Origin of the sequence: Actinospineispora acaciae DSM 45401, assembly GCF_000620785.1 — a bacterium.
Lineage (GTDB): Bacteria > Actinomycetota > Actinomycetes > Mycobacteriales > Pseudonocardiaceae > Pseudonocardia > Pseudonocardia acaciae.
This window is the reverse complement of record NZ_JIAI01000001.1, coordinates 952,734-976,848: the sequence shown is the minus strand read 5'-3', so window position 1 is coordinate 976,848 and position 24,115 is coordinate 952,734. Positions and strand designations below refer to the sequence as shown.

The 24,115-nt window shown below is 73.0% G+C and carries 27 protein-coding genes; 17 read left to right on the top strand and 10 right to left on the bottom strand.

Annotated features, from left to right (window positions below):
* Positions 1–4 precede the first annotated feature (4 nt).
* Positions 5–742 (bottom strand): DUF4097 family beta strand repeat-containing protein, encoded by a 738-nt coding sequence (locus N912_RS0104780; protein ID WP_064745152.1) that lies wholly within the window; start codon positions 740–742, stop codon positions 5–7.
* Between the two features lie 142 nt (positions 743–884).
* Here N912_RS0104780 and N912_RS59950 point away from each other — a divergent pair, with 142 nt between their 5' ends.
* From N912_RS59950 to N912_RS49495, 3 genes are read left to right on the top strand one after another with little or no spacing between them, the layout of a single operon-like run.
* On the top strand, positions 885–2,087 hold the full coding sequence (locus N912_RS59950; RefSeq protein WP_051579637.1) for a sensor histidine kinase: 1,203 nt from the start codon (positions 885–887) through the stop codon (positions 2,085–2,087).
* Positions 2,084–2,785, top strand: coding sequence for a response regulator (locus N912_RS49500; protein WP_245645178.1), 702 nt, complete (start codon positions 2,084–2,086; stop codon positions 2,783–2,785). The genes N912_RS59950 and N912_RS49500 overlap by 4 nt, the downstream gene beginning before the upstream one ends.
* 30 nt (positions 2,786–2,815) lie before the next feature.
* Positions 2,816–4,777 carry an MFS transporter gene (locus tag N912_RS49495; protein ID WP_084210587.1) on the top strand — a complete coding sequence of 654 codons (1,962 nt, stop codon included), beginning with the start codon at positions 2,816–2,818 and terminating at the stop codon, positions 4,775–4,777.
* A 2-nt stretch (positions 4,778–4,779) separates the two neighbouring features.
* Here the strand turns inward: N912_RS49495 and N912_RS0104760 are convergent, their stop codons facing one another.
* From N912_RS0104760 to N912_RS49490, 4 genes are all read right to left on the bottom strand, one after another.
* The gene (locus tag N912_RS0104760) at positions 4,780–5,520 is read right to left on the bottom strand and encodes an SDR family NAD(P)-dependent oxidoreductase (RefSeq protein WP_028921539.1); all 741 of its coding nucleotides are present in this window, start codon (positions 5,518–5,520) and stop codon (positions 4,780–4,782) included.
* Between the two features lie 2 nt (positions 5,521–5,522).
* Complete coding sequence (locus tag N912_RS0104755; protein ID WP_028921538.1) at positions 5,523–5,999, bottom strand: cupin domain-containing protein; 477 nt, start codon at positions 5,997–5,999, stop codon at positions 5,523–5,525.
* An 84-nt stretch (positions 6,000–6,083) separates the two neighbouring features.
* Positions 6,084–7,007 carry an SDR family NAD(P)-dependent oxidoreductase gene (locus N912_RS0104750; RefSeq protein ID WP_028921537.1) on the bottom strand — a complete coding sequence of 308 codons (924 nt, stop codon included), beginning with the start codon at positions 7,005–7,007 and terminating at the stop codon, positions 6,084–6,086.
* Positions 7,008–7,014: 7 nt separating this feature from the next.
* Positions 7,015–7,713 (bottom strand): L,D-transpeptidase, encoded by a 699-nt coding sequence (locus tag N912_RS49490; RefSeq protein WP_084210585.1) that lies wholly within the window; start codon positions 7,711–7,713, stop codon positions 7,015–7,017.
* 284 nt (positions 7,714–7,997) lie between these two features.
* Between N912_RS49490 and N912_RS0104740 the strand changes: the two genes are divergently transcribed.
* A complete protein-coding gene (locus N912_RS0104740; RefSeq protein WP_028921536.1) occupies positions 7,998–8,405 on the top strand; it encodes a VOC family protein in 408 nt (135 codons plus the stop codon).
* 7 nt (positions 8,406–8,412) lie between these two features.
* Here N912_RS0104740 and N912_RS0104735 read toward each other — a convergent pair whose 3' ends face one another.
* The gene (locus N912_RS0104735) at positions 8,413–9,000 is read right to left on the bottom strand and encodes a TetR/AcrR family transcriptional regulator (protein WP_028921535.1); all 588 of its coding nucleotides are present in this window, start codon (positions 8,998–9,000) and stop codon (positions 8,413–8,415) included.
* 243 nt (positions 9,001–9,243) lie between these two features.
* On the opposite strand from N912_RS0104735, the gene N912_RS0104730 reads away from it, so the two are divergent.
* From N912_RS0104730 to N912_RS49475, 8 genes are all read left to right on the top strand, one after another.
* Positions 9,244–9,789, top strand: a complete 546-nt coding sequence (locus tag N912_RS0104730; protein ID WP_028921534.1) for a DUF4242 domain-containing protein — start codon at positions 9,244–9,246, stop codon at positions 9,787–9,789.
* 17 nt (positions 9,790–9,806) lie between these two features.
* Positions 9,807–10,826, top strand: a complete 1,020-nt coding sequence (locus tag N912_RS0104725; protein WP_028921533.1) for an acyl-CoA dehydrogenase family protein — start codon at positions 9,807–9,809, stop codon at positions 10,824–10,826.
* Positions 10,802–11,542 (top strand): ABC transporter ATP-binding protein, encoded by a 741-nt coding sequence (locus tag N912_RS0104720; protein WP_028921532.1) that lies wholly within the window; start codon positions 10,802–10,804, stop codon positions 11,540–11,542. Before N912_RS0104725 ends, N912_RS0104720 begins: the two co-directional genes overlap by 25 nt.
* Positions 11,542–12,705 (top strand): ABC transporter substrate-binding protein, encoded by a 1,164-nt coding sequence (locus tag N912_RS0104715; protein ID WP_028921531.1) that lies wholly within the window; start codon positions 11,542–11,544, stop codon positions 12,703–12,705. Before N912_RS0104720 ends, N912_RS0104715 begins: the two co-directional genes overlap by 1 nt.
* A complete protein-coding gene (locus N912_RS49485; protein WP_037062808.1) occupies positions 12,702–13,490 on the top strand; it encodes an ABC transporter permease in 789 nt (262 codons plus the stop codon). The genes N912_RS0104715 and N912_RS49485 overlap by 4 nt, the downstream gene beginning before the upstream one ends.
* 86 nt (positions 13,491–13,576) lie before the next feature.
* Positions 13,577–14,041, top strand: a complete 465-nt coding sequence (locus tag N912_RS0104705) for an SRPBCC domain-containing protein (protein ID WP_028921530.1) — start codon at positions 13,577–13,579, stop codon at positions 14,039–14,041.
* A gap of 8 nt (positions 14,042–14,049) precedes the next feature.
* Positions 14,050–14,412 carry an ArsR/SmtB family transcription factor gene (locus N912_RS49480; protein ID WP_156993162.1) on the top strand — a complete coding sequence of 121 codons (363 nt, stop codon included), beginning with the start codon at positions 14,050–14,052 and terminating at the stop codon, positions 14,410–14,412.
* A 129-nt stretch (positions 14,413–14,541) separates the two neighbouring features.
* Positions 14,542–14,883: an SRPBCC family protein gene (locus N912_RS49475; RefSeq protein ID WP_084210584.1), complete on the top strand. Its 342-nt coding sequence runs from the start codon at positions 14,542–14,544 to the stop codon at positions 14,881–14,883.
* 20 nt (positions 14,884–14,903) lie between these two features.
* On the opposite strand, the gene N912_RS49470 is transcribed toward N912_RS49475, so the two are convergent.
* From N912_RS49470 to N912_RS0104675, 4 genes are read right to left on the bottom strand one after another with little or no spacing between them, the layout of a single operon-like run.
* Positions 14,904–15,959: a dihydroorotate dehydrogenase gene (locus N912_RS49470; protein WP_051579628.1), complete on the bottom strand. Its 1,056-nt coding sequence runs from the start codon at positions 15,957–15,959 to the stop codon at positions 14,904–14,906.
* Positions 15,956–17,269: an MFS transporter gene (locus tag N912_RS49465; protein ID WP_037062806.1), complete on the bottom strand. Its 1,314-nt coding sequence runs from the start codon at positions 17,267–17,269 to the stop codon at positions 15,956–15,958. Before N912_RS49465 ends, N912_RS49470 begins: the two co-directional genes overlap by 4 nt.
* 10 nt (positions 17,270–17,279) lie before the next feature.
* Entirely contained in the window at positions 17,280–18,617 is a 1,338-nt protein-coding gene (locus N912_RS49460; RefSeq protein ID WP_037062804.1) for an MFS transporter, read from the bottom strand.
* Positions 18,618–18,658: 41 nt separating this feature from the next.
* A complete protein-coding gene (locus N912_RS0104675; RefSeq protein WP_028921529.1) occupies positions 18,659–19,420 on the bottom strand; it encodes an IclR family transcriptional regulator in 762 nt (253 codons plus the stop codon).
* 172 nt (positions 19,421–19,592) lie between these two features.
* Between N912_RS0104675 and N912_RS0104670 the strand changes: the two genes are divergently transcribed.
* The 5 genes from N912_RS0104670 to N912_RS49450 all read left to right on the top strand — a co-directional run bounded on the left by N912_RS0104670 (position 19,593) and on the right by N912_RS49450 (position 24,113).
* Positions 19,593–20,474: a DUF6282 family protein gene (locus N912_RS0104670; RefSeq protein WP_028921528.1), complete on the top strand. Its 882-nt coding sequence runs from the start codon at positions 19,593–19,595 to the stop codon at positions 20,472–20,474.
* Positions 20,475–20,488: 14 nt separating this feature from the next.
* Positions 20,489–21,391, top strand: coding sequence for a cupin domain-containing protein (locus N912_RS0104665; RefSeq protein ID WP_028921527.1), 903 nt, complete (start codon positions 20,489–20,491; stop codon positions 21,389–21,391).
* Positions 21,388–22,149 (top strand): HpcH/HpaI aldolase family protein, encoded by a 762-nt coding sequence (locus N912_RS0104660; protein WP_051579626.1) that lies wholly within the window; start codon positions 21,388–21,390, stop codon positions 22,147–22,149. Before N912_RS0104665 ends, N912_RS0104660 begins: the two co-directional genes overlap by 4 nt.
* Before the next feature lie 100 nt (positions 22,150–22,249).
* The gene (locus N912_RS49455) at positions 22,250–22,831 is read left to right on the top strand and encodes a hypothetical protein (RefSeq protein ID WP_051579624.1); all 582 of its coding nucleotides are present in this window, start codon (positions 22,250–22,252) and stop codon (positions 22,829–22,831) included.
* Positions 22,832–22,913: 82 nt separating this feature from the next.
* Positions 22,914–24,113 (top strand): MFS transporter, encoded by a 1,200-nt coding sequence (locus tag N912_RS49450; protein ID WP_169747807.1) that lies wholly within the window; start codon positions 22,914–22,916, stop codon positions 24,111–24,113.
* Positions 24,114–24,115: the final 2 nt, after the last annotated feature.

Here is a 24,115-nt window from a genome sequence, read left to right as displayed (position 1 = left end):
CGGCTCAGCGGAACCGGGCGGTCACGTCGCCGGACCCGGTGCGCAGCTCCAGCAGCTGGGCCGCGGCGGGGTCGTTGGCCATGTCGGTCTTCACCCTGCCGCTGTCGCTGGTCGCGTTGACCCGGTACTGACCCCTCGGCACCACCAGGTCGATGTCGCCGCTGTCCGCGGTCACGTGGACGTCCCTCGGCTGGATGACGTCGAGCCGCACGTCACCGGAGCCGGACCGGACGGCCACCTTCCCGCCCAGCCCGGTGCCCCGCAGGTCGCCGGAGTCGACCTTGACGTCCACCGGACCCGCTACGTCGCGCGCGGTGACGTTCCCGGACCCGACCGACACCGTGACCGAGGAGACCCCGGCGAACTCGGCGTCCCCGGAGTCGACGCCACCGGTCACGGCCGTGCCGGCCGGGACGACGAGCACGTAGTCGACCGAGCACAACCGCCCGCAGTCGCCGATCCGCAGCGAGTCGCCGTCGACCCGGTAGCTCGGCCCGGGCTGGTCGCCTCGGTAGGTGACGGTGCGGTGGACCGCGACATCGCGCGCGGCGGCCTCGACGCGGACGGTGACGTTCCCCGAGCCGTTGTCCAGGGTGACCGACCGCACCGACGCCACGGTCGCGTCGTCGACGAGCGTCTTGCTGCTGGGCCAGCTCAGGCCGCATCCGCTCAGCAACGTGAGGCAGACGGCGCCGGTGACCAATGTTCCGGCGGTGCGACTCCCCGGTCGCGGCTTGCGCATTCATCCTCCTCGTCGTGATCCACAACAGACGCTAGGCCGGCGACCCGGCCGGCACATCACCCTCCGGTCGCGGTCGCGAACAACTTTCGGTGCGCCCGTAGTCTGGCCGCGTCAGGCGGTTCACGGCTGCGGCGAAAGACAGATGACGGCATCGAGCTTCCGAGCGACCCGGGTCACCCGAGGCCTGCCCGCCATCCCCGCCAGGGCGATCGACGTGGTGATCGCCGTCGCGCTGCCGCTGCCGCGCCTGGCCGATCCCCTCCCCGCCCCGACCCTCGCGGCGATCGCCGTGCTGGTGGTGCCGCTGCTGGAGTCGGCGCCGCTGTTCTGGCGGCGGTCCCGGCCGTGGACGGTGCTGCTCGCGGTCGCGGCCGCCTACCTGCCGGCCGAGCTGAACGACCCGGAGCTGCACGTGCGGGGCCTGGCGCTGGGGTTCGCCTGCTACGCGGTGGCGCGGTACTCGCCGGCGCCCGCCAGCCTGGGAGCGGTCGGCGTCGCCACCGGCGTGCTGTTCGTCCCGGACGCGGTCGCATTGGCGTTCGGCCTGCCGTACCGGGGGATCGGGCTGGAGCCCACCGCGGTGCTCGGGGTCGGCGCGATGGCCTGCTGCGTGTGGCTGCTCGGCGCGTCGCTGGGGCGGATGAGCCGGGACCGGGACCGGCTGCGTGAGCTGGCCGAGCGGCTGGCGGCGGAGCGGGAGATCAACGCCAGGCACGCGGTGGCGGCCGAACGCACCCGCCTCGCGCACGAGCTGCACGACCTGGTCGCGCACCACGTCAGCGCGATCGCCCTGCACGCCAGGGCCACCTCGCAGGTGTACGCCGACGACCCGGAGACCGTCCGTACCAACATCGGCGACATCGAACGCACCGCCGACACCGCCCTGACCGAGATGCGCCGGGTGCTGCGGCTGCTCACCGACGAGCGGCCGGCCACCGCCGAGCCCGCCCCGGAGCCGTCACTGGAGCACCTCGACCGGCTCCTGGGCCGCGTCGAGGCGGCCGGCTGCCGGCTGGAGGTCACCGCCGAGGGCCTCGCCACGCCGGTGCCGCCGGGGGTGAGCCTGTGCGCGTACCGGATCGTCCAGGAAGCCCTGACCAACGTGGTGCACCACGCCGGCGCCACCGAGGTCCGCATCGAGCTGCGGCGAACCGGGGGAGAGCTGGCGATCACGGTCGAGAACGGGCCTCCGGTGGCCGGGCACGGCCCGCGTCCCGGCTCCGGGCTCGGGCTGGTCGGCATGCGGCAGCGGGCCGAGCTGTTCGACGCCGCCCTGCACGCCGGGCCCACCCCGGACGGAGGCTGGCGGGTTGCCACCCGGCTGCGTTTCGCGGAGCCGACGTGACAGCTCCGGTGCGGGTGGTGATCGCCGACGACCAGCGGATGGTGCGGGAGGCGCTGCACGCGACGCTGAGCCGGCGAGCCGACGTGGGGGTCATCGGCGAGGCCGGCGACGGCGAGCAGGCCGTCAGGTCGGCCGTGGAGCTGCGCCCCGACGTGGTGCTGATGGACGTGCGCATGCCGGTCATGACCGGGGTCGAGGCGACCGCCCGCATCCTCGGCGAGTGGCCGCACCCGTCACCGGCACCGCACATACTCATGCTGACCACGTTCGACCTCGACGAGTACGTGCATGCCGCACTCCGTGCCGGGGCCACCGGGTTCATCCTGAAGAACGCGTCGACCGAGCAGCTCGCCGGCGCCATCCACGATCTCGCCGCCGGCCACGCCGCGCTGTCGCCCTCGGTGACCCGCCGGCTGGTGGCCACGGTGGCCACGCTCCCGCCGCCACCGCCGCCGGCGCGCGCCGACGACGATCCGTCCATCGAGGCGCTCACGCCCCGCGAGCGCGAGGTGCTCCTGCTGGTCGCGACCGGCCTGTCCAACAGGCAGATCGCCCGGCGCCTCGGCGTGTCCGAGTCCAGCGTCAAGAGCAGCATCAACCGCGCGATGGGCCGGCTGAACGTGAGCAACCGGGTGCAGGCCGCGCTGCTGGTACGCGGGACGCCGACGCTTGCGGTGGACGGCGACGCAAGAGTGTAATCGTTCGCCTGGGCGAGGGCAGGGGACGGCATGAATGCACCTGGGCTGGTTTCTGGAGGCCGCGGCCTGTCCTGGCTGGTGCCGGCGGCGGGGATGGGGGCGTGCCCGGCGCATCCGGACACCCCGGCCGCGCCGAGGCCGCCCGGCGAGACCGTCGAGGGCGCGCGGCGCTGCCAGCGGTGGACGCTGACGGTGGTGTGCCTGGCCTCGTCGCTGCTGCTGTTCAACGTGACGGCGCCGAACGTGGCGCTGCCGGCGATCGCCGACGACCTGGCGGCCGGGTTCACCGCGCAGCAGTGGGTGCTGTCCGCGTACGCGCTGGTGCTGGCCTCGTTCCTGCTCACCGGCGGCGCGCTCGGTGACCGGTACGGCCGGCGGCGGCTGTTCCTGGTGGGCCTGGCAGTGTTCGGCGCGGCGTCGCTGCTGTGTGCGCTGGCCCCGACGGCCGGGCTGCTGGTGGCGGGGCGGGTGCTGCAGGGGTTGGGCGCCGCGATCCTGTTCCCGAGCGGCCTGGCGCTGATCGCCGCCGAGTTCGCCGGGCCGGCGCGGGCGCGGGCGATCGGCGTGTGGGGCGCGAGCGTGTCGGCGGCGATCGCGCTCGGCCCGCTGCTGGGCGGCGTCCTGGTGCAGACCGCCGGCTGGCGCTCCGAGTTCGGCCTTGCCGTCGTCCTGGTGATCCCCACCGCCGCGGTCGGGCTGCGTCACCTGCGGGAGAGCCGCGACGCGTCGGCCGAGGGCCTGGACTGGCTGGGCGCCGGGCTGCTGACGGTGTCGCTGGTGCTGCTCATCGTGCTCATCCAGCTGGGCAACTCGGCCGGCTGGCTCAGCGTGTTCACGCTGGTCATGGCCGGTGGGTCGGCGCTGTTCTTCGGCGCGTTCCTGCTCGCGGAGTTCCGGGTCGCCAACCCGCTGATCTCGCCGGCGCTGATGCGCAACCCGACCTTCATCGGCGCCACCCTGGTGGCCGTCGTGTTCGCGGCGGCCGGGTTCGCGCCGCTGGTCTACCTCACGCTGTTCCTGCTGCGGGTGGCCGGTTCGAGCCCGGTGCTGGCGGGGTTGCAGATCGCCCCGTTCGCGGTGGCCTCGCTGGTGGTCTCGCTGCTCGCGGCGCGGATCACCGCGGTGGTCGGGGTGCGCGCGTCGCTGGTGCTGGGCCTGCTGCTGTGCGGGGCGGGGCTCGCCCTGATGCTCGGGCTCACCCCCGGTTCGGGGAGCCTGCGGCTGCTGCCGGGGCTGGTGCTGTTCGGCATCGGCGGCGGCATGGTGAACCCGACCATGACGGTGGCCGCGTTGAGCACGGTGGACGCCGCGCACAGCGGCATGGCCTCCGGGGTCAACAACACCGCCCGCCAGATCGGCATCGCGGCGGGCATCGCCGGGCTCGGGTCGGTGCTCGAGGCGCGGCTGTCCAGCGGGGTGACGTCCACGCTGGTCGGCGGGGGAGTCCCGGCGCCGGCCGCGGACGCCGCCGGGCACCTGGTCGCGTCCGGCGACACCGCCGCGGCGGCCAGGGCGCTCGGTGCCGCCGGCGGCACGCTGGCGTCCGCCTACAACGACTCGTTCGGCCACGCGCTGACCGACGTCTTCCTGATCGGCATCGGGATCATCGTGCTCGGTGGCATCGTGGTGCTCGCGCTGATCCGGTCCTCGCCGGCCGCGGCCGCACCCCCCGCCGCCGAGGACCGTGGCGCCGGGGCCTACGTGGTGACGGGCGACGCCAGCTGCGGGCACCTCGACCAGATCGGCGACCCGCCGCCGGGCACCCCCGACGGCTGCGAGGAGTGCCTGCGCGACGGCACCCAGTGGGTCCACCTGCGCAAATGCCTGTCCTGCGGCCACGTCGGCTGCTGTGACGACTCGCCGGGCCGCCACGCCACCGCCCACTGGCACGCCAGCACGCACCCGGTGGTCGCGTCGTTCCAGCCCGGCGAGGACTGGGCATGGTGCTTCCCGGACGAGCTGCTGCTCACCCCGGCCGCCCGCAAGCCGTAGACCTAACCGGGGATCGCCGCCGAGGTGCCGCCGTCGACGGGGAGCGTGGCCCCGGTGATGTAGTCCGAGGCCGGGCTGAGCAGGAAACGGATGACCGCCACGATGTCCGCCGGCGTGGACACCCGCCCCAGCGGCGACGGCCCGGACGGCCGGTAGGCCGACGGCTCGCCCCGCTGCACCCGGCGGATCATGGGGGTGTCCACGGTGGCCGGGGCGACCGCGTTGACCCGCAGGTGCCGGGGCGCGAGCTCCACGCCCATGACCCTGACCAGCTGCGCGAGCGACGCCTTCGACGCCGAGTACGCGCCGCCGCCGGCCTTGGGGCGTACCGCCGAGATCGAGCCGACCATCACGATCCGCCCCGGCGGCGTGCTCTCCGTCCGGTCTCGGGTCAGCAGGGGCAGCGCCGCCCTGGCGCACAGCCACGGCCCGCGCGTGTTGACCTGGAAGACGGTGTCGAAGTCCGCCGTCGGCATCTCCATCAGGGCGCCCGTGCGCAACACCCCGGCCGAACAGACCAGGGCATCGAGCCGATCGCCGACCAGGGAGAACGCATCGGCGACGCTGTCCTCGCTGGTGACGTCGCACTCGACCGGGTGCACGCCCCGCTGTGCGGCCAGCTCGTCGGTGCGCACGTCCAGGCCGTGAACCGTCCACCCCGCCTCGACCAGCTGGCGGCCACATTCGAGCCCGATGCCGGAGTTCGCGCCGGTGATGACGGCCGTCGGGGCGGCGTCCGCCACGGTCAGGCGCCCTCGATCTGTCCGGCCGGGAGGAAGTCCACGCCGCACCGGGCCGACCGGCGAACTACCTCCTCCGGGTCCTCGAGGTCGTGCAACTGGTCGAACAGTTCGGCCAGGCGCCCGGCCGGGCTCACCCAGAACAAGGCACGGCTGTTGTTCTGCGTGCGGTTGTAGTAGGCGTGCGGAAGACCCATCGGCATTCGCACGGTGTCGCCGGGGCCCGCCTTCTCCCAGGCGCCGTCGAGATAGAGCGTAAAAACGCCTTCCAGCACGTAGATGTGCTCGTCCTGATGCGGGTGGACGTGCGGTGGAACGCCGGTGCCCGGGGGGTCGAACGTCTCGAACGCAAAGCTCGTGTCGCTCGAGGCCTTCATGTAGTAGGTGTGGCCGAGAATGTTCCACACCTTCTTCTCTATTCCTTCTCCGGCCAACGTGATGCCCTTGGGAAGTGGGCCGAGAATGATTTCGTCACCGGTCATTTAAACGCTCCTGGGCTCGATCACGTCGGTGCTGGCAAGATATGGCCTCGCCGTGACACCCGTCAAGAAAACGCCTGACGGCCCTCAGCCGGCGAGCAGCTCCTCCGAGACCGCCCACAGCCGCTCGGCGTTGGCCGGGTCGAGCGCGTAGCGGGCCACGCCGCCCAGGGTGCCGGTGCGGCGGTCGACGGTCTCGGCCTCGTTGCAGTCCGCGAAGTAGCGCCCGCCCACGCCCTCCAGCAGCGGCGAGGCGGCGACCAGCACCGACGTCGCCGCGCCCTGCTGGACCGACTTGAACTGGTCCGCCGGGGTGCGCCCGGTGCCCACGCCGCCGGTGTGCCGCTGCAGGTTGGTGTAGATGGCGCCGGGCATCACGGCGTTGGCGGTGATGCCGTCGCCGGCCCAGCGCCGGGTCGCCTCCACCGCGAACAGCACGTTCGCCGTCTTGGACTGCCCGTAGGCCAGCCACGGATCGTAGGGACGGAACACGAAATGGAGGTCGTCGAAGATCACCGGCGACACCTGGTGCCCGCTGGAGCTGACCGACACGACCCGCGCGCCGCCCGCCGAGGCGAGCGCGGCGTGCAGGCCGGTGGCCAGCGCGAAGTGGCCGAGGTGGTTGGTGGCGAACTGGAGCTCCCAGCCCGCCGGCGTCCGCGACTCGGGGCAGGCCATCACCCCGGCGTTGTTGACCAGCACATGCAACGGCCCGGCCCACGACGCCACGAACGCCGCCACCGACGCCGGGTCGGACAGGTCCAGCGCCGCGACCCGGATCGCGTCGTTGCCGGTGCTGGCGGCGATGTCCTCGGCGGTGCGTTCGCCGGCGGCGGCATCCCGCACGGCGAGGGTCACCTCGGCGCCCGCGCCGGCGAGCGCGCGCGCCGTCTCCACGCCGATGCCGGAGGCGGCACCGGTGACCACCGCCCGGCGCCCGCCCAGATCGACGCCGTCGGCGACCTCGGCGGCGGTGCTGGTGAAGCCGAACGGCGTGCGGACCAGGGTCATACGCGGTCTAGTCGTCGCGGCTGCGGTCGTCGTCGCCGTCGTCGTTCTTGTGCTTGCCCCGGCCGTGGTCGCGGCTGTTGCCGTTGTCGTCGCCGTTGTTGTTGTCGGCGTTGCCGTTGTTGGGGCCGGGGGTGCCCGCGGCGGCCTTGCGCGCCGCCATCTCGACGCTGCCCTTGACCACCTGGACCTGGTCACCGATCTGCAGGTGGTTGAACCAGACCGGGGCGTCGGGCGCGGCCAGGTGGATGCAGCCGGCGGAGGACCGGCGGGGGTCGCCGCCGTGGAAGGCGATCCCGCCGTCCTCGAAGAACACCGCCCAGGGCATCGGCGCGGGCTGCCCGTTCGGCATCAGCGACTCGGTGCTCTTGAAGTCCTTGTCCTTGCGGTACACCCGCAGCGAGTGACCGATCGGAGTCTCCTTGCCGTTGCCGCCCGACGAGATCTTGACCGGGCCACGGACGATCTTGCCGTCGTTGAACAACCAGGCCTTCTGCGACTCCAGGTCGACGCAGGACCTGGCGCTGATGGTGCACGGCGTGCCCGGCACCAGGGGGGTGCGGTGCGCTTCGGCCGCCACGTCGGACTGCTCACTGTCCGCCGCGAAGGCAGAACCGGTGAAGTAAACGCCGCCCAGTGTGGTGAGGGCCAGGGTGGCCGCCGCCACTACCGCGAGTCGACGCTTGCCGACCTGCCGATTGCTGGTCATCCGTTGCCTTTCCGCCCCATCAGCGCGTGCTCGCCGCCGGACTCTACGGGGTATCGATCCGACATCTACACGGTTTGACGCGCGACAGGCCCGGAGGTTGCGGTCCGGGCCGGATTTTGTGTCACAGGTCGCCGACGATGGTGGTTGCTGCGTCGCATGTGACAGATGGTTCATCGTTGTCGCTGGATATGGGTACGGAGTGAGGTGCATCACGCCCACGGCGTCGACACCCGACCGGGCGATTCAGGACAGAACGTGACACCCGCGCCGGACACCGTCGGGACATGACCGAGACGAACCAGGTTCACCTGCACGCCTACATCGGCTACCAAGACGCTCCCGCCGCCATCGGGTGGCTCGAGCACGCGTTCGGGTTCCGCGCGACGTCGTCGTTCCCGGACGAGCGCGGCGGCATCGCCCACGCCGAGCTGCGCGTCGGCGATGCGGCGATCGTCGTGTTCAGCGACCACGACGGCTACCGGCGACCGCCGCTCAGGGGCGAGACCACGGGGCACGGCTACTACCTGAACGTCGCGGACCCGACCCAGGTGGACGCGGCGTACCCGAGGGCACTCGACTCCGGCGGTACCGGCGTCTGGGAGCCGGGATCGAACCAGTGGGGCAACTACCGCTGCCGGGTCATCGACCCCGAGGGGATCGAGTGGACGCTGGGAACCTACCGACCGGGCTGAGCCCGGATCACCGAACCGCGGCCACCGCGGCCCCGATGAGCTCGTCGACCAGCTCGGCGGCCTCCCTGATCGGCCGCACCGAGTGGGCGGCCTTCGACCCGACCAGGGCGCCGTCGTAGAGCAGCTGGATCCGGCCGGCCAGCCGGGTCGGGTCCGGCGCTCCGGCCTGGGCGAGCGCGGTGGTCAGCTCGGCGGCCAGCCAGGCCCGGTGCTCGCTGACCACCGCGCGCACCGGGTGCCTGGCCGCCGGGAACTCGGTGACCGCGTTGATGTAGAGGCAGCCGCGGAACCCGCGCCGGCGGGCGGCGGCCTCGGCCAGCGCGAACACCGCCCGGATCCGGTCCAGCGGGCGGTCGGCCATGGCCCGGACCGCGTGCGCGTAGCCGGCCCGGTCACGGCGGTCGGCGCGGCGCAGGTAGGCCAGCACCAGCTCGTCCTTGGACTCGAAGTGCTGGTAGAGGCTGGCCTTGGCGACCCCGGCCCTGGCGAGCAGCCGGTCGATGCCGACGGCGCGGATGCCCTCGGCGTCGAACAACGCGGACGCGGCCTCCAGGAGGCGGTCGGCCGGGTTCGGTTGGCGGGTGGTCACGGGCATGACGACCAGCATAGATGGAATCTCTTCCAGACAGATGGGTCTGTCCGGTACGGTGGGTCGCGTGAGCCCCCGACCGTTGGTGCAGCGTCGCCACATCGACCTGCTGCGCGTCATCGCGGCGGCGTGTCCCGGCTCACCGTTCCGGGCGCGCTGAGCCCCGCAACCCCCTCTCTCGGATTCCCTCCCCGCACCCCGGGCCGTGTCGCCCGGCGGGTGCGATCTGACCTGTCTTGGAGGCAGACCGTGTCGCTGTACCTGTACGAGTTCGTCCCCGCCCGCACCGACCGGGACGGCGTGGCCGCGCTGCTCGTGGAGATCGACAAGGCGGCGGCCGGCACCGGCGGCGAGCTGATCGAGTCGCAGGTGACCGGGGCGCACGACCGGGTCTACGCCGTGCTCTCGGCGGACCGCGCGGAGTCGCTCGCCGAGCTGACCGCCGCCCGCCTCGCCGAGGCCGCCTCGGTCACCGGGCCGGACCCGGTGCGGCTGGTCGGCGCCGAGCTGGAGCAGCTGCGGGCGGCCCGGCCGCGCGCCGGCTACCTGGTGGAGTGGGACCTGCCCGCCGAGCTGGACATGGACACCTACCTGGCGCGCAAGAAGGCCAAGGCGCCGCGCTACGCGGACGTGCCCGAGGTGAGCTTCCTGCGCACCTACGTGCGCGAGGACATGGTGAAGTGCCTGTGCTTCTACGACGCCCCCGACGAGGACACCGTGCGCCGGGGCAGGGCCGCCGTGGACACCCCGATCGACCGGCTGCACGCCCTCGACCCCTCGGTCACCGACCGGTGAGCGTGCAGGCGCCCCCGGTGCCCTTCGAGGAGGTCGCGTCCTGGTTCTCCGACCGGGCGGGGCCGCTGGACAGGGGCGAGTGCGACGTGCGGGACGGGATCCGCTGGCTGGGCGAGCGGGACCTCATCGCCCCGCCCGGCGGCGGCCTGGGCTACCGGGTCCGGCTGGTCGAGCGGATCGCGGGCGAGTGCCTGAGCTCGGCGTTCTCGCTGTGGGCACACCTGATGGTGATCGAGTACCTGAACGACGGCGACGGGCCGCGCGACGAGCTGCGGGCCGGGCGCGTGGTGGGGGCGACCGCGATGGCGCCCGCGCTGCGCGATGTGGCCGGGCTGGAGCCGGTCCCGGTGCTGGCCACCCGCACCCCCACCGGGCTGCGGCTGTCCGGGCCGATCAGGTGGGCGTCCAACCTCTTTCCCGACGCGGTCGTGGTGCTGCCGGTGCGGCTCGACACCGGCGGGCGGGCGGTGGTCCGGATACGCGCGTCCGACCCGGGGACGACGGTGGCGCGCCGCCCCGAGCTGCTGGCGCTGAACGGCACCGCGTCGTCCTCGGTGCGCCTGGAGGACGTGTCGGTCCCGGCCGATGCGGTGCTGTCCGAGGACCTGCCCGGCTTCGTCGGCCGGGTGCGGCCGGCGTTCCTGCTGATCCAGAGCGCGTTCTGCGTGGGCCTGGCGCTGCGCTCGGTACGGGAGGCGGCCGAGCACGCCACCGGGCCGAACGCCGGGCCGAACGCCGAGCTGGCCGAGGACGTCCGGGCGGCGGCGCGGCGGGCCGACGAGGTGTGCCGGCGGCTGCACGACGCCGCCGAGGCGCCGGTCTCGCTGGGCTCGCTGGGCACAGCCGATCTGCTGCGGCTGCGGCTGGACGCCGCGAGCGTGGCCACCACCGCGACCCGGCTGGAGGCCACCGTGCGCGGCGGCGCCGGCTACCTGGCCCGCAGCGAGGTGGGCCGGCGGCTGCGCGAGGGCGCGTTCCTGCCCATCCAGGCCCCGACGGAAGGACAGCTTCGGTGGGAACTGTCGCGTTGCGCCTGACCAACGCCGTGAAGCGGTACGGGCACCACACCGTGCTGCGCGGCCTCGACCTCGACGTGGAGCTGGGCGCCCGGCTGGTGGTGCTCGGCCCCAGCGGCGGCGGCAAGTCGACCCTGCTGCGGGTGCTGGCCGGGCTGGAGCCGCTGGACGGCGGCGAGCTGACCCGCCCCGGTGGGGCCTCGACCACCGCCATGGTGTTCCAGCAGCCGCTGCTGCTGCCCTGGCTGAGCGTCCGGGACAACGTGGCGCTGGGCGGGCGGTACCGGGCCAACCGGACCCGGTACGCGACCGACCGGGCGGCGGAGCTGTTGGACAGGTTCGGGCTGGCCGAGCTGGCCGACGCCAGGCCGCCGCAACTGTCCGGCGGGCAGGCGCAGCGGGTGGCCATCGCGCGGGCGATGGCGGTGCGGCCGAAGGTGCTGCTGCTGGACGAGCCGTTCAGCGCGCTGGACCCGGCCACCCGCCGTGACCTGCGCGGCTGGTTGCGCGACACGGCGACCCGGCTGGGGCTCACGCTGGTGCTGGTCACCCACGACGTGGACGAGGCGCTCTACCTGGGCCAGACGATCACCGCGCTGGACGGCGAGGGCGGGCTGGGCGGCACCTGGTCCAACCCGGAACCGGTAGAGCACGACGAACTGGCCGACCACCCGCTGCGCGCGCCGCTGCTGGCCAGCTACCGGACGCCTCGGGCCGATGCGGTCAGGGCTGGTTGATGCCCGGGGTGGGCAGGCGCGCGCTGCTGCGCGCCGGGGTGGGCGCCGCGGCGGTCGCCGCCGCCGGCGGGGGACTGGCGAGCATCGGGCGTCCCCCGGCCGCGGCGGCCGGAGGGCTGCGGGTCGGCTACCTGCCGATCACCGACGCGTCGCCGCTGCTGGTGGCGCACGCGCACGGCGGGTTCGCCTCGGCGGGGGTGCCGGCCGGGCGGCCGGTGCTGTTCCGGGGCTGGGAGTCGCTCGCCCAGGCCTTCCTGGCCGGCGAGCTGGACGTCGCGCACCTGCTCATGCCGTTCGCCGTGCAGCTGCGCTACGCGCTGGGCGCCCCGCTGCGGATCGTGGCCTGGAACCACACCAACGGCTCCGCGCTCACCGTCGGGCCGTGGGTGCGCGGGCTCGGCGACCTGGCCGGGCACAGCGTGGCCATCCCGTTCTGGTGGTCGATCCACAACGTGGTGCTGCAGCGGATGCTGCGCGCGGCCGGGCTGACCGCGGTGGTCCGGCAGGAACCGTCCGCCGAGGCCGGCACGGTTCGGCTGGTGGTGATGAGCCCGGCCGACATGCTGCCCGCGCTGGACACCGGCACCATCGCCGGCTACATCGTCGCCGACCCGTTCAACGCGGCGGCCGAGCTGCGTTCGGTGGGGCGGATCGCGCGGTTCGTCGGCGACGCCTGGCGCGACCACGCCTGCTGCGTCGTCGTGGTGCGCCAGGACCTCATCGACTCCGCGCCGCACGCGGTGCAGGCGGTCACCGACGCGGTCGCCGGCGCCCAGCTCTGGATCGGCGCCCACCGCCGCGACACCGCCGGCCTGCTCACCTCCGGCCGCTACCTGCCGCAGCCGCTGCCCGCCGTGACCAGGGCGCTGAGCCGGGCGGCCACCGACCCCGCCCTGGAGGTGGGCAACCCCGGCTGGCACGGCGAGCGGATCGGCTTCGGCCCGTACCCGTTCCCCGGTTACACCGAGGCGCTTGTGCACGCCATGCGCGACACCGTGGTGGACGGCGACCGCCGGTTCCTGGACGGGCTTTCGCCGGCGGGCGTGCACCGCGAGCTGGTGGACGACAGGTTCGTGCTGCGCAGCCTGGGCGCGCTCGGCGGCCCCGGCGCGTTCGGCCTGCCGGCCTCGCTGACCCGGACCGAGGAGGTTCAACGACCATGACCGTCCAGGCCACCGAGCGGGTCACCCGCCAGGCCGCGACGCGGCGGCGCGGCGTGCTGGTCCCCGCCGCCGGGGTGCTGGTGGCGGTGGCGCTGTGGTGGTTCGTCACCACCGCGCTGACCGCACCCAGGTCGCTGCTCGCCGCGTTCGCGCCGCAGCGCGCGGTGCCCGCGATCGGCCACCTGTTCGCCCGAGGGGTGCTGTTCGACGACATCCTGACCAGCCTGTGGCGGCTGCTGGTCGGCCTGCTCATCGCCGCCGTGCTGGGCCTGGCGGTCGGGCTGGCCGTCGGCTCGGTCCCGGTGCTGGAGCGGGCCAGCGGGCCGGTGTTCCAGTTCCTGCGGATGGTCTCGCCGCTGTCCTGGGCGCCGGTGGCGATCGGGCTGTTCGGCATCGGCCACCGGCCGGTGTTCTTCCTGGTCGCGGCCGCAGCGATCTGGCCGGTGGTGCTGAACACGGCGGCCGGGGTGCGGGCGGTGGACCCGGGTTTCCGGCTGGTGGCCCGGTCGCTGGGGGCGACCAGGCGGGAGGTGCTGACCAGCATCGTGCTGCCGGCGGTGCGGCCGCACCTGCTCACCGGCCTGCGGCTGGCGCTGGGCATCGGCTGGGTGGTGCTGGTGCCGGCGGAGATGCTCGGCGTCACCTCCGGGCTCGGCTACGAGATCCTCAACGCCCGCGACCAGCTCGCCTACGACCAGGTGATGGCCGTCATCCTGGTGATCGGGCTGCTCGGCTACCTGCTGGACGCACTCGCCCGCTGGGCGCTGTCCGCCCGCACCTCCTGACCTCGCGCAACAAAAGGTTGCGTTGGCGAGGCGCGCTCGATACGGTGAAACGCAACCGTTGGCTGCATTGAAGCCGGGAGGGGCACATGGAGTACGGACGAATCGAGCGGGAGCTGCGCATCGACGCCACCCCCGAGGTGGTCTACGAGGTGATCAGCTCTCCGGAGCACGTGCGCGAGTGGTGGCCCGACGAGGCCGAGTTCGAGCCGGTCCCCGGCGCCACCGGCACGATCAGCTTCGGCGACCCGGCCGCGCCGGAGGCGAAGGTCGAGCGGTTCACCGTCGTGGAGGCCGACCCGCCGCGCCGGTTCGCGTTCCGCTGGGTGTACGACAAGGGCGAGTCGGCCGCCCCGGGCAACTCCCTGCTGGTCACCTTCGACCTCGTTGCGTCCGGCGAGGGCACGCTGCTGCGCTTCGAGGAGACCGGCTTCCGGGAGCACGGGTGGGAGGCCGCCGTGCTGGAGGAGACCTACCTCGCCCACGTCGACGGCTGGAACCTCTTCCTCCCGCGCCTGGTCACGTACGCCAACAGGCTGGTCACCCGGCCATGAGCACGGCCATGAGCACCGCGATCGACGACGACCTCTGGTCCGCGGTCGGCGACCCGACCCGCCGGCGGATGCTCGACTGGCTCCTCGCCGACGGGGGCGGTACGGCGACCACGCTCAGCGAGCGGCTGCCCGTGACCCGGCAGGCGGTCGCGAAGCACCTCGGTGTGCTGGACCGCGTCGGCCTGGTGCATGTGAAGCCGGCGGGGCGGGCGCGCCGCTACGAGGTGGACGAGGCCCAGCTCGCGCGTGCGGTCGCCCAGCTGTCCTCGGTCGGCGCGGCCTGGGACGCCCGGCTGCGGCGGATCAAGCGGATCGCCGAGCGGATCCAGAGCGGCAAGCCGGGCGACACCGAGGAGGTGGAAACGACATGAGCACGGCGCGCACCGGGCGTGGCTACTCGACGTCGTACACGGTCGAGCGGTCACCGGAGGAGGTCTTCGCCGCCATCCTGGACGTCCGCGCATGGTGGGACAGGTGAGATCGAGGGCAGCGCAGCCGAGGTGGACGCCGAGTTCACCTACCGGCACCCGCCCCGGCGCGAGCGCCACGCCCAGCACTACAGCCTCCAGCGCGTGGTGGAGCTCGAGCCGCGCCGGCGCGTGGCCTGGCGGGTCACCGACAGCCACTCGCCCGGCGTCTCGGAGCCGGAGGAGTGGACCGGCAGCGAGATCGTGTTCGACATCGTTCCCGCGCCCGGCGGCACCGAACCGCGGTTCACCCACGTCGGCCTGGTGCCGGGCGTCGAATGCTTCGACGCGTGCTCCACGGCCTGGCTGCACTACATCAACGGCAGCCTGCGAAGCCTGATCACCACGGGGGAGGGCCTGCCCGATCCGTGGTGACCGGCGGCCGTGGCGGGCGGTCACCCCCTGGGCGGCACCCGCCACGGCTGCGCCGGCCGCTCGCGCTCGGGGATGTCGGCGTACCGGGCGGCCTTGGCGAGGGCCACCCCGATGGCGTCGGCGGCCCGCCGGTGGCCGGCGTCGGCGAGCACGGCGGCCAGCTCGCGGACGCACTCGCCGAGCACGGCCGGGCCGCGCAACATCACGGCGGTGGCCAGCTCGACCGCGCGGGCGCCGCTGAGCAGGAACCGCGCCACGTCCGTGCCGGAGCGCGCCCCGTTGGTGCCGACCACCGACAGGTCCGGGTCGGCGGCGACGGTCTTGGACACCCAGTACAGGCTGGTCGGAAGCATGGCACCGCTGCCGACCGCGCCCCACGAGCCGAGCAGCGGGGCGCCGGTGCGCACGTCCGGCCAGAACCCGTTGAACCGCCCGATCATGGCCACCGCGTCGGCCCCGGCCCGGCGCGCGGCGTGGGCCAGCTCGGCCGGGCTGTCCGCCTGCGCCGGCAGCTTGACGATCAGCGGGACGTCCAGCCCGGCGCGGACCACCCGGGTGTACTCGGCGACCATGTCCGGGCCGGTGAGTTGGCGCACGGCGGCCGCCTCCCGGCCATGCGGGGCGCCGACGTTCAGCTCGACGGCGGACACCACCTCGGCCATCCGGCGCGCGATCTGAGCGGCCGGGCCGGGCTCGGCCACGGTGATGCTGCCGATCACGTGCGCGTCCAGCCCGCGCGCGTGCCGGCCGGCCCGCTCCAGCATCGCCAGCCAGTCGTCCAGCGAGGACTGGGCCAGCCCGGAGCGGCACAGCAGCGTCTCGTCGCCCACCCGGTCCGGCCAGTCCACCTGGTCGCCGGCGCCGTCCAGCAGCACGTACTCGGCGATGTTGAGCTGGCGGGCGGCCGCCTCCGACTCGTTCACCGACTTGGCGACCACCGCGCCCGCGCCGGCGTCCAGGCAGGCCACGATGTCCCGCTCGGTCATGGTGGCCTCGCAGGACGCGGCCATGACCGGGTTCTTCAGCCGCAGCGGCCCGACCTCGGTGGCCAGGTCGACCGGGTCCACGGACGTCATGCCCGCTGCTCGGCGGTCTCGGGGTCCGCGAGGTGGTCGGCGTCCGCCCCGGAGCGGACCCGCCGCGCGATGGCCACCAGGCACGCGGCGCTGAGCAGGCCGGTCGCGGCCAGGTATGCGGCCACCGGAAGGTACCCGCCGCCCTTGCCGACCAGCGCGACCGCGACCAGCGGCGCGATCCCGCCGCCGAGGATGCCGGCCAGCTGGTAGCACAGCGAGATGCCGGTGAACCGCACGTTCGCCGGGAACATCGCCGACACCAGCGCCGGCAGCGGCCCGTACACCAGCGAGCGGCCGATGTTGAAGAGGATCATGCCGAGCCAGAGCAGACCGACCACGCCGGAGTCCGCCAGCCAGAACAACGGGAACGCCATCACCGCGCTGACCAGCGTGCCCACCGTGACCACCGGCAGGCGCCCGCGCCGGTCGGCCAGGATCGCGGCGATCGGCAGCGCCACGATCTGCACCACGGCGACCAGCATGGTGCCGGTCAGCAACTGGCCCGCGTTGAACCCGAGGTGCGTGGTTCCGTAGCTGGTCAGGAACGTGGTGGAGATGTAGAAGCCGGTCAGCGTGACGATCATGGCGCCGGTGCCCAGCAGCACCGCCAGCCAGTGCTCGCCCAGCACCGTGCCCAGCGGCAGCCGCGCCGGCTTCCGCCGGTCGCTGACGACGGGGCTCTCCTCCACCCGGGACCGGATCACCTGGCCGATGACGATCAGCACCACGGAGATCAGGAACGGGATCCGCCAGCCCCAGCCGTGCAGCGCCTCCTTGGGCAGCGCCTCCACCGCGGCGAACACCCCGGACGCCAGCAGCAGCCCGAGCGGCGAGCCGACCTGGGCGAACGAGCCGTAGAACGCCTTGCGGTTGCGCGGCGCCCGCTCCACCCCGAGCAGCACCGCGCCGCCCCACTCGCCGCCGACCGCGATGCCCTGCACGAACCGCAGGAACACCAGCAGGATCGGCGCCGCGATCCCGATCTGCGCGTAGTTCGGCAGCAGCCCGACCGCGAACGTGGACCCGCCCATCAACAGCAGGGTCAGCACCAGCACGTACTTGCGGCCGACCCGGTCACCGAGGTGCCCGAAGATCACCCCGCCGATCGGCCGGGCCAGGAACCCCACCGCGAACGTGGCGAACGCGGACAGCGTCTGCGCCGTGGAGTCCAGCCCGGGGAAGAACTGCTTGCCCAGCACCAGCGCGGCGGCCACGCCGTAGATGTAGAAGTCGTACCACTCGACCATCGTCCCGACCAGCGAGGCCGCGGCGACGCGGCGTAACTGGGTGGGGGTGGCGGGTTCGGACATTCGTATCCCTTCACACACGCTCGGGGAGCGCCGGGCTCACGCCCATCTCGTTGTCCTTGGTCTCCGGCCCGATGACGGCGCCGACCAGGACGAACAGCCCGGCGAGCACGACCAGCGCCACCGGGCCGAAGTACGACGGCATGACGGCGCCGAGGCCGTTGAGGTAGAAGGCGTAGAACGCGGGCACGATCAGCGCCAGGCTGTAGCCCACCCCGTACCCGCTGGCGCGGATCTCGACGGGGAAGCGCTCGGTCAGGTACGCCGCGATCGGCCCGAACGTCCCGATGCCCAGCACCTCGACGACGACCGCCAGTGGCAGCGCTGCGCCCAGGGAGGGGCCCAGCGAGGTGCCGACGGTGACCAGCGCGGCGTAGGCCGCCGAGCAGCCGACCGCCATGGCCAGGCCGATGCCCAGGTAGAACCGGCGCCGGCCGACGACCTGGGACAGGTGCCCGAACAGCGGGTAGCTCAGCGCCGAGGCCGCCGTGGCCACCACCATGGTCACCGTGACCTGGCTGCTGGTGAGCCCGAGGTGGCTCTTGAGCAGGCCGGGCATGACCGCGTTCGCCATGTTGTTGGCCAGCCAGACGCCGGTCATGAGCACGAACACCTGGGCGAGGTCGCGGCGGTGCGCCCCGGTGAACAGCGCCACCAGCGGGCTGGTCGTCTCACCACCACCACCGCCGGGGCGGGACTCCTCGACGGTGCGCCAGTACGAGACGAACAGCAGCGCCGCGAGCACCGACCCGATGACGAACGGGATCCGCCAGCCCCACTGCGCGTACGCCGAGTCCACCCCGGCCGAGGGCAGCACCGCCAGCAGCCCGAGCGTGATCAGCGCGATCACCGAGTAGGCGCCGGGGGAGGTGGCGGTGATCAGCCCGCTGTTCAGCCCGCGCCGGCGCTTCGAGCTCCACTCCATGGCCAGCGGCACCGCGGTGGTGTACTCGCCGCCGAGGAAGAACCCGTCCACGAAACGCAACGCGATCAGCAGCCCCACCGACCACATGCCGATGCTCTGGTAGCCGGGCAGCAGCGCGATCAGCAGCGTGGTCACGCCGAACCCGGCGACCGCCACCAGCGTGGTGTTCTTGCGCCCGGTGCGGTCGGCGAAGTGCCCGAACACCGCGGCGCCGATCGGGCGGGCGATCAGCGTGGAGACGAACACCAGCGCGTCCAGGATGGCGGTGGTGGCGGGATCCAGGTCGCGGGACTGGAAGTAGGCGGTGGCCGGGGCGAGCGTGACGATCGGCAGGTAGATGTCGAACTGGTCGACGAAGTACGCCAGCGCCCCGGCCCGCACCGCCGCGCGCGCCTTGCGGTCGTCGGTGTTCTGTTCAGCACCCATCGGGTCTCCGTAAGGAATCGTCGTTGGTTCCCGAGGCGGGCTCAGTCGTCGTCCGGCCGGTACTGGCCGCCCATCTCCTTGGTCAGCCCCCGTGCCGTGGACAGCAGCATCGCCTTCTCCGGACCGTCGTTGTGCGCGGACAGCGTGTTGTCGGTGCCGATCAGGGCCAACGTCGCGCAGATGCCGTACTCGTCGAACACCGGAGCCCCGATCGCGACCACCCCGTCCGTCGTCACCGCGACCGAGGAGCCCGTCTCGCGCACCCGGTCGGCCCCGGCGACGATCCGCTCGCGCTCGTCGCGGGGCAGCCCGGAGAGCAGCCGCGAGACCATCAGCTGGTCGCCGTGGAAGGCCAGGAACGCGGCGGCCTGGGCGCTGTCCAGCGGCAGGTGGGTGCCCACCCGCACGGTGACCAGCACCGTCCTGGTGATGTCCTCCTCAACCCGGAACACCACCGGCCCGCCCGAGCCCCACAGGCTGAGCACGGTGGTCATGTGCGACCCGGCGGCCAGCGCGCGCATGTGCGGCGGCGCCAGGTCGAGCACCCGCCGGCGGCCCAGCGCGTACGCTCCGAGCTGGAGCAGAAGCCCGCCGGGCGCCCAGGTGCCCTGCTCGTGCCCGCGTTCGAGCAGGCCGGCGGCGGCCAGCGACGTGCAGTACCGGTGCGCCGTGGACCGGTTGAGGCCCAGGCGCGCGGCCGCGAACGCCGGCGTGATCTCCGGGGTGTCCGGGGCGAACAGCGCGAGGATCTGCGCCGCCCGGCTCACCGCCTGGATCTCGGCCGGCTGCTCGTCGTCGCTCATCTCGTAAGGCCTCCGTTCGGATTGCAGTCATGGTTACCGCAATGTGAACACCGGCGACACGGTGCACGTGCACCGCACCCGCTGTCAAGCTCTGTGCCCGGACTTGACGTCTGCAATGTGAACTCGCAGTCTGTATTGCGAACGCACGAGCCGTCGCAAGGGAGCACATACGATGAGCGCGATCACCAAGGTGCTGAGCGGCCTGGTGGACATGCACTGCCACTCCGGGCCCAGCCCGTTCCCGCGCCGCTTCGACCACGTCGAGGCCGCCAGGGACGGCCAGGAGCGGCTTCAGATGCGCGCCATGGTGGCCAAGTCGCACCACCACAACACGGTCATGGACCTGCTCGCGATGCGCGGGCGGCTGGCCGAGCTGGACACCCAGGTGTTCGGCGGGATCGCGCTGAACAGCATGGTCGGCGGGCTGAACCCGCACGCGGTGCGGATGTCGCTGCGGATGGGCGGCAAGGTGGTCTGGTTCCCGACCATCTCCTCCGGCCGCCACATCGAGTGCCACCCCGAGGGCGCCGGCTTCCCGACCGCCACCGTCAAGCTGACCATGGAGCGGGTCGACATCCGCGACGAGCGCGGCGAGCTCAAGCCCGAGGTGCACGAGATCCTGGACGTGATCCTGGAGACCGGCGCGGTGCTCTCCGGCGGGCACATGTACCCGGAGTACATCCAGCAGCTCTTCGAGGCGGCCCGGGAGAAGGGCATCCGCCGGATGGCGATCAACCACCCGGACTTCGTGATCGACGCGGACCCGGCCAAGTGCCGCGAGCTGGTCGCGCTGGGCGCGTACGTGGAGCACGAGCTGGGCATGTACGACCCGGACGGGATCTTCGGCTGGGACCCCAAGCAGCTGATGAACTGGATCGAGCAGATCGGCCCCGAGCACACCGTGATCGCCTCCGACCTGGGCCAGCACAACACGCCTAAGCCGGTGGACGCGTTCCTGGGCGTCGGGTCGGCGCTGCTCGACCTCGGCCTGCCCGAGAAGGACCTGCGCATGATGGTGCGCGACAACCCGAGCTTCCTGCTGGGCCTCGACTGAACCGGGAGGCAACCGTGTACGACAGCACAGACCCCCGCTCCGCCCTGTCGGCGTCCGCCCCGGCGGCGACCGGGTCCGACGGCATCGCCGCCCCGGAGTACTACGACTTCACCGAGCTGGAGCCGGACGAGGTCAGCGCGGCCGGCTCGCGGACCTGGATCGCGCGCGGCCAGAACGTCGCGCTCGCCCACACCAGCCCGGTGCCCGACGACGCCTTCGAGCCTGTCGAGCAGGCCAGCGAGTACGTGCTGCTCCTGGTGCACGACTCGTCTTCGGTACGGATCGCGGCGGCGGGCGAGACGCGCACGGTGTCCGGCCAGGCCCTGGTCGTGGTGCCGCCCGGTCGTAGCGAGATCGTGCCCACCGGTGGCGGTGACCTGGTTCGGCTGGTGCAGGTGGACACCGCGCTGGCCGCTCGCGCCCGCAACGCCGCCTCCTACGCGGCGCCGCACCCTCGCGTCGCCCTGTTGGAGGCCTGGCCCGCGCCGGTGGGCGGGGAGCGGATCCGGGTCTACCCGCTGGCCGACATCCCCGACCAGCCCGGCCGCTTCGGCCGCATCTTCCGCACCCGCGCGTTCATGGTCAACTTCTTGCCCGACTGGGACGGGCCGCGCGACCCGAGGAAGATGTCGCCGCACCACCACGACGACTTCGAGCAGCTCTCGCTGGCCGTCGGCGGCGAGTTCTCCCACCACATCCGCACGCCCTGGTCGACGGACATGACCGCGTGGCGCGACGACGAGCACACTCAGGTCGCCAGCCCGTCGGTCACCGTGATCCCGCCGCCGACCGTGCACACCACCCGGGCCACCGGCGCCGGGACGAACCGCCTGATCGACATCTTCTCCCCGCCGCGCGCGGACTTCTCCGCGCAGCCAGGGTGGGTGCTTAACGCCGACGACTACCCGGCGCCGTGACCGCCCCGCTGTTCGGCCGCGCCGGCGCCGGCCCCTCCGGCGTCCCGCTCGGCACCTGGCTGAAGCTGCCCGCCGTCGAGTCCGCGGAGATCATCGCCCACGCGGGGTTCGACTTCGCGGTCATCGACCTCGAACACGCCCCGCTCAACCTCGAGACCGCGTACCGGCTGGTCAGCACCTGTGCCGCGCTGGGCGTCACGCCGCTGGTCCGGGTGCCCGACCACACCCCGTCGACGATCCAGAAGATCCTCGACGCCGGTGCGCACGGCGTGCTGGTCCCGCACGTGGACACCGAGGATCAGGCCCGCCTGGTGGCCAGGGCCTGCCGGTTCCCGCCCCGGGGCGAGCGGGGAGCGGGCGGCACCAGCCGGGCCGGGCGCTGGGGCACCCTGCCCGGCTCCGAGTACGTCGAACAGGGCAACCGGGCCCTGTGCATCCCGCAGCTGGAAAGCGAGCGGGCGGTACGCAACGTCGAGGCGATCGTGGCTCTGGAGGACGTGGACGCGGTGTTCGTCGGAACCGCCGACCTGTCCATGTCGATGGGCCTGACCCCCACCGACCCGGCCGTCGAGGAGCTGGTCGCGCACGCGATCGAGTCCGCCCGCAAAGCCGGCAAACCGTGCGGGCTCGCCTTCGGCGCTGTGCCCGAACGGGCCGCCGACGCGGTCGCCGCCGGCTGCGGTTTCGTCATGCTCAGCAACGACACGTCGATGCTCGCGTCCGCCGCGATCGACCTGGTCCGCTCCTGCGCACGGTGACCGCTCGACCGTTGGCCGTCGCGTAGGTTGTTGGGGCATCGCGCACGGTGCGGGGTGTGCGACAGCCCAGGTAGATACGCGACGATCGAGGTTAGGTGCCATGCTCACCAACCGCGAGGTCTACCACGCCGTGCTGCGGGCCGCCGATGGCACCTCTCGGACGCTGGAGGAGTATCTGCTTGCGCTGTGGGTCCTCGGTCGAGCCGAACGGGACCGTGACTCATTGCCACCCGAGCGGTTCGCCATGCTGCTGACCCGGGCGGTCAGCGCGCCGGTTCCGGCGTTCGACGACTCGTGGCGCACCGCCGAGCTGGGGCTGTCCGGCAGCGAAAGCGGGTTCGACGCCTGGGAACGGACGATCTTGTCCCAGATTGCCGATCTCCGCGACTTCGCCGAAGGACCCAAGCAGGACTATCTGGAGCTCGGCGTGGAGGCACCGCGCCGCCCCGACGCCGGCACTCGCGCAAACGGACCCATTTGGTACAACCACTCCGTGCCGGGCTACCTGGAATGCGCCATGGCCGGCACCCTGGGCGGCTGGGACATCAACGACGGCATCCGCAAGCCGGTCTCAGTGCCCACTTTCCACATCTATCCAGAGCCAGATACCATCGGCCCCCTACCGCTCCTGACCTGGCCAGACATGACAGACTTCCTCATCTGCGGCCAGGAGTACGAATAGCCGCGTAGGCACCGTCACCGGTTGGTAGAACTTCGGGGTGGGCTCACCCGGGCGGTTGCGTGAGTGTCCCGGTTTCGGGCGCGTGTGGGCCGCGGCGACCGTCTCGGGGTTCGGCACCTACATCACCACGCTCGCCGTCCAGGTACTGATCGTGGTGACGCTGCACGAGGGAGCCGCCGAGGTCGGGCTGGTCAGCTCGGCGCGGTGGCTGCCCTACCTGCTGTTCGGGCTGGTGGCGGGCGTGCTGATCGACCGGGCGCGGCGGCGTCCGCTGCTGGTCGGGATGGATCTCGGGCGGGCCGTGCTGTTGGTCGCGGTGCCGGCGCTCGCGCTGGTGGGTCGGCTGTCGATGGGCGCCCTCATGGTGTTCATGGCGGTGTTCGGGCTGATGTCGCTGTTCGGCGACGGGGCGTCGCAGTCCTTCCTGCCGCGTGTCGTGCCCGGGCACCTGCTGACCGCGGCGAACGCTCGGCTCGACCAGAGCGATGCCGTCGCCCAGACCTCCGGGCCGGCGCTGGCCGGCGGGCTTGTCTCGCTGCTGGGCGCGCCACTGGCCGTGCTCGTCGACGCGGCCAGCTACCTCGTGTCCGGCCTGCTGCTGCTCCGCGTCCCGGTGGTCGAACCGCCCGGGCGGCGGGCGACGCTTCGGGACGTCGGGCGGGAAGCCGCCGAGGGCATGCGCTGGATGTACCGGCATCCGCACCTGCGCCCGCTCGCGCTGAGCACCCACGGCTGGTTCCTGTGTTTCGCGGCCGCCGGTGCCGTGCTGGCGCCGTTCGCGCTGCGCACCCTCGGGTTGTCGCCATTCGGGTTCGGCGTGGCGCTGGCCTTCGCCGGCATCGGCGGGCTGGCCGGGAGCCTGGCCGCGACCCGGCTGGGTGCCCGCTTCGGCGCCGGCCGGGTGATCATCGCCTGCCGCGCGGCCACCGGCGTCTCCTGGGCGCTGATGCCGCTGGCCGGAGCGGACTGGTCGGGTGCCGTGCTGTTCGGGGCCGGGCAACTGCTCCTGGGCCTGTCCATGGGCGCGGAGAACGCGAACGAGATGGGCTACTGGCAGGTGGCAACGCCCGATGCGATGCAGGGTCGGGTGAACACCACCAGGCGTTCGATCAACCGTGCGATGATCGTCCTCGGCGCCCCGGTCGGCGGTGTCCTCGGTGACACGTTCGGGTTTCGAACGATGATGTGGACCGCCGCCGCCGGCTTCCTCGCCGTCGCCGCCGCTCTCGCGGCGTCCCGGTCCCGCGACGCCCGTATCGAATGCGCAGGTCAAGACCCGTGAGT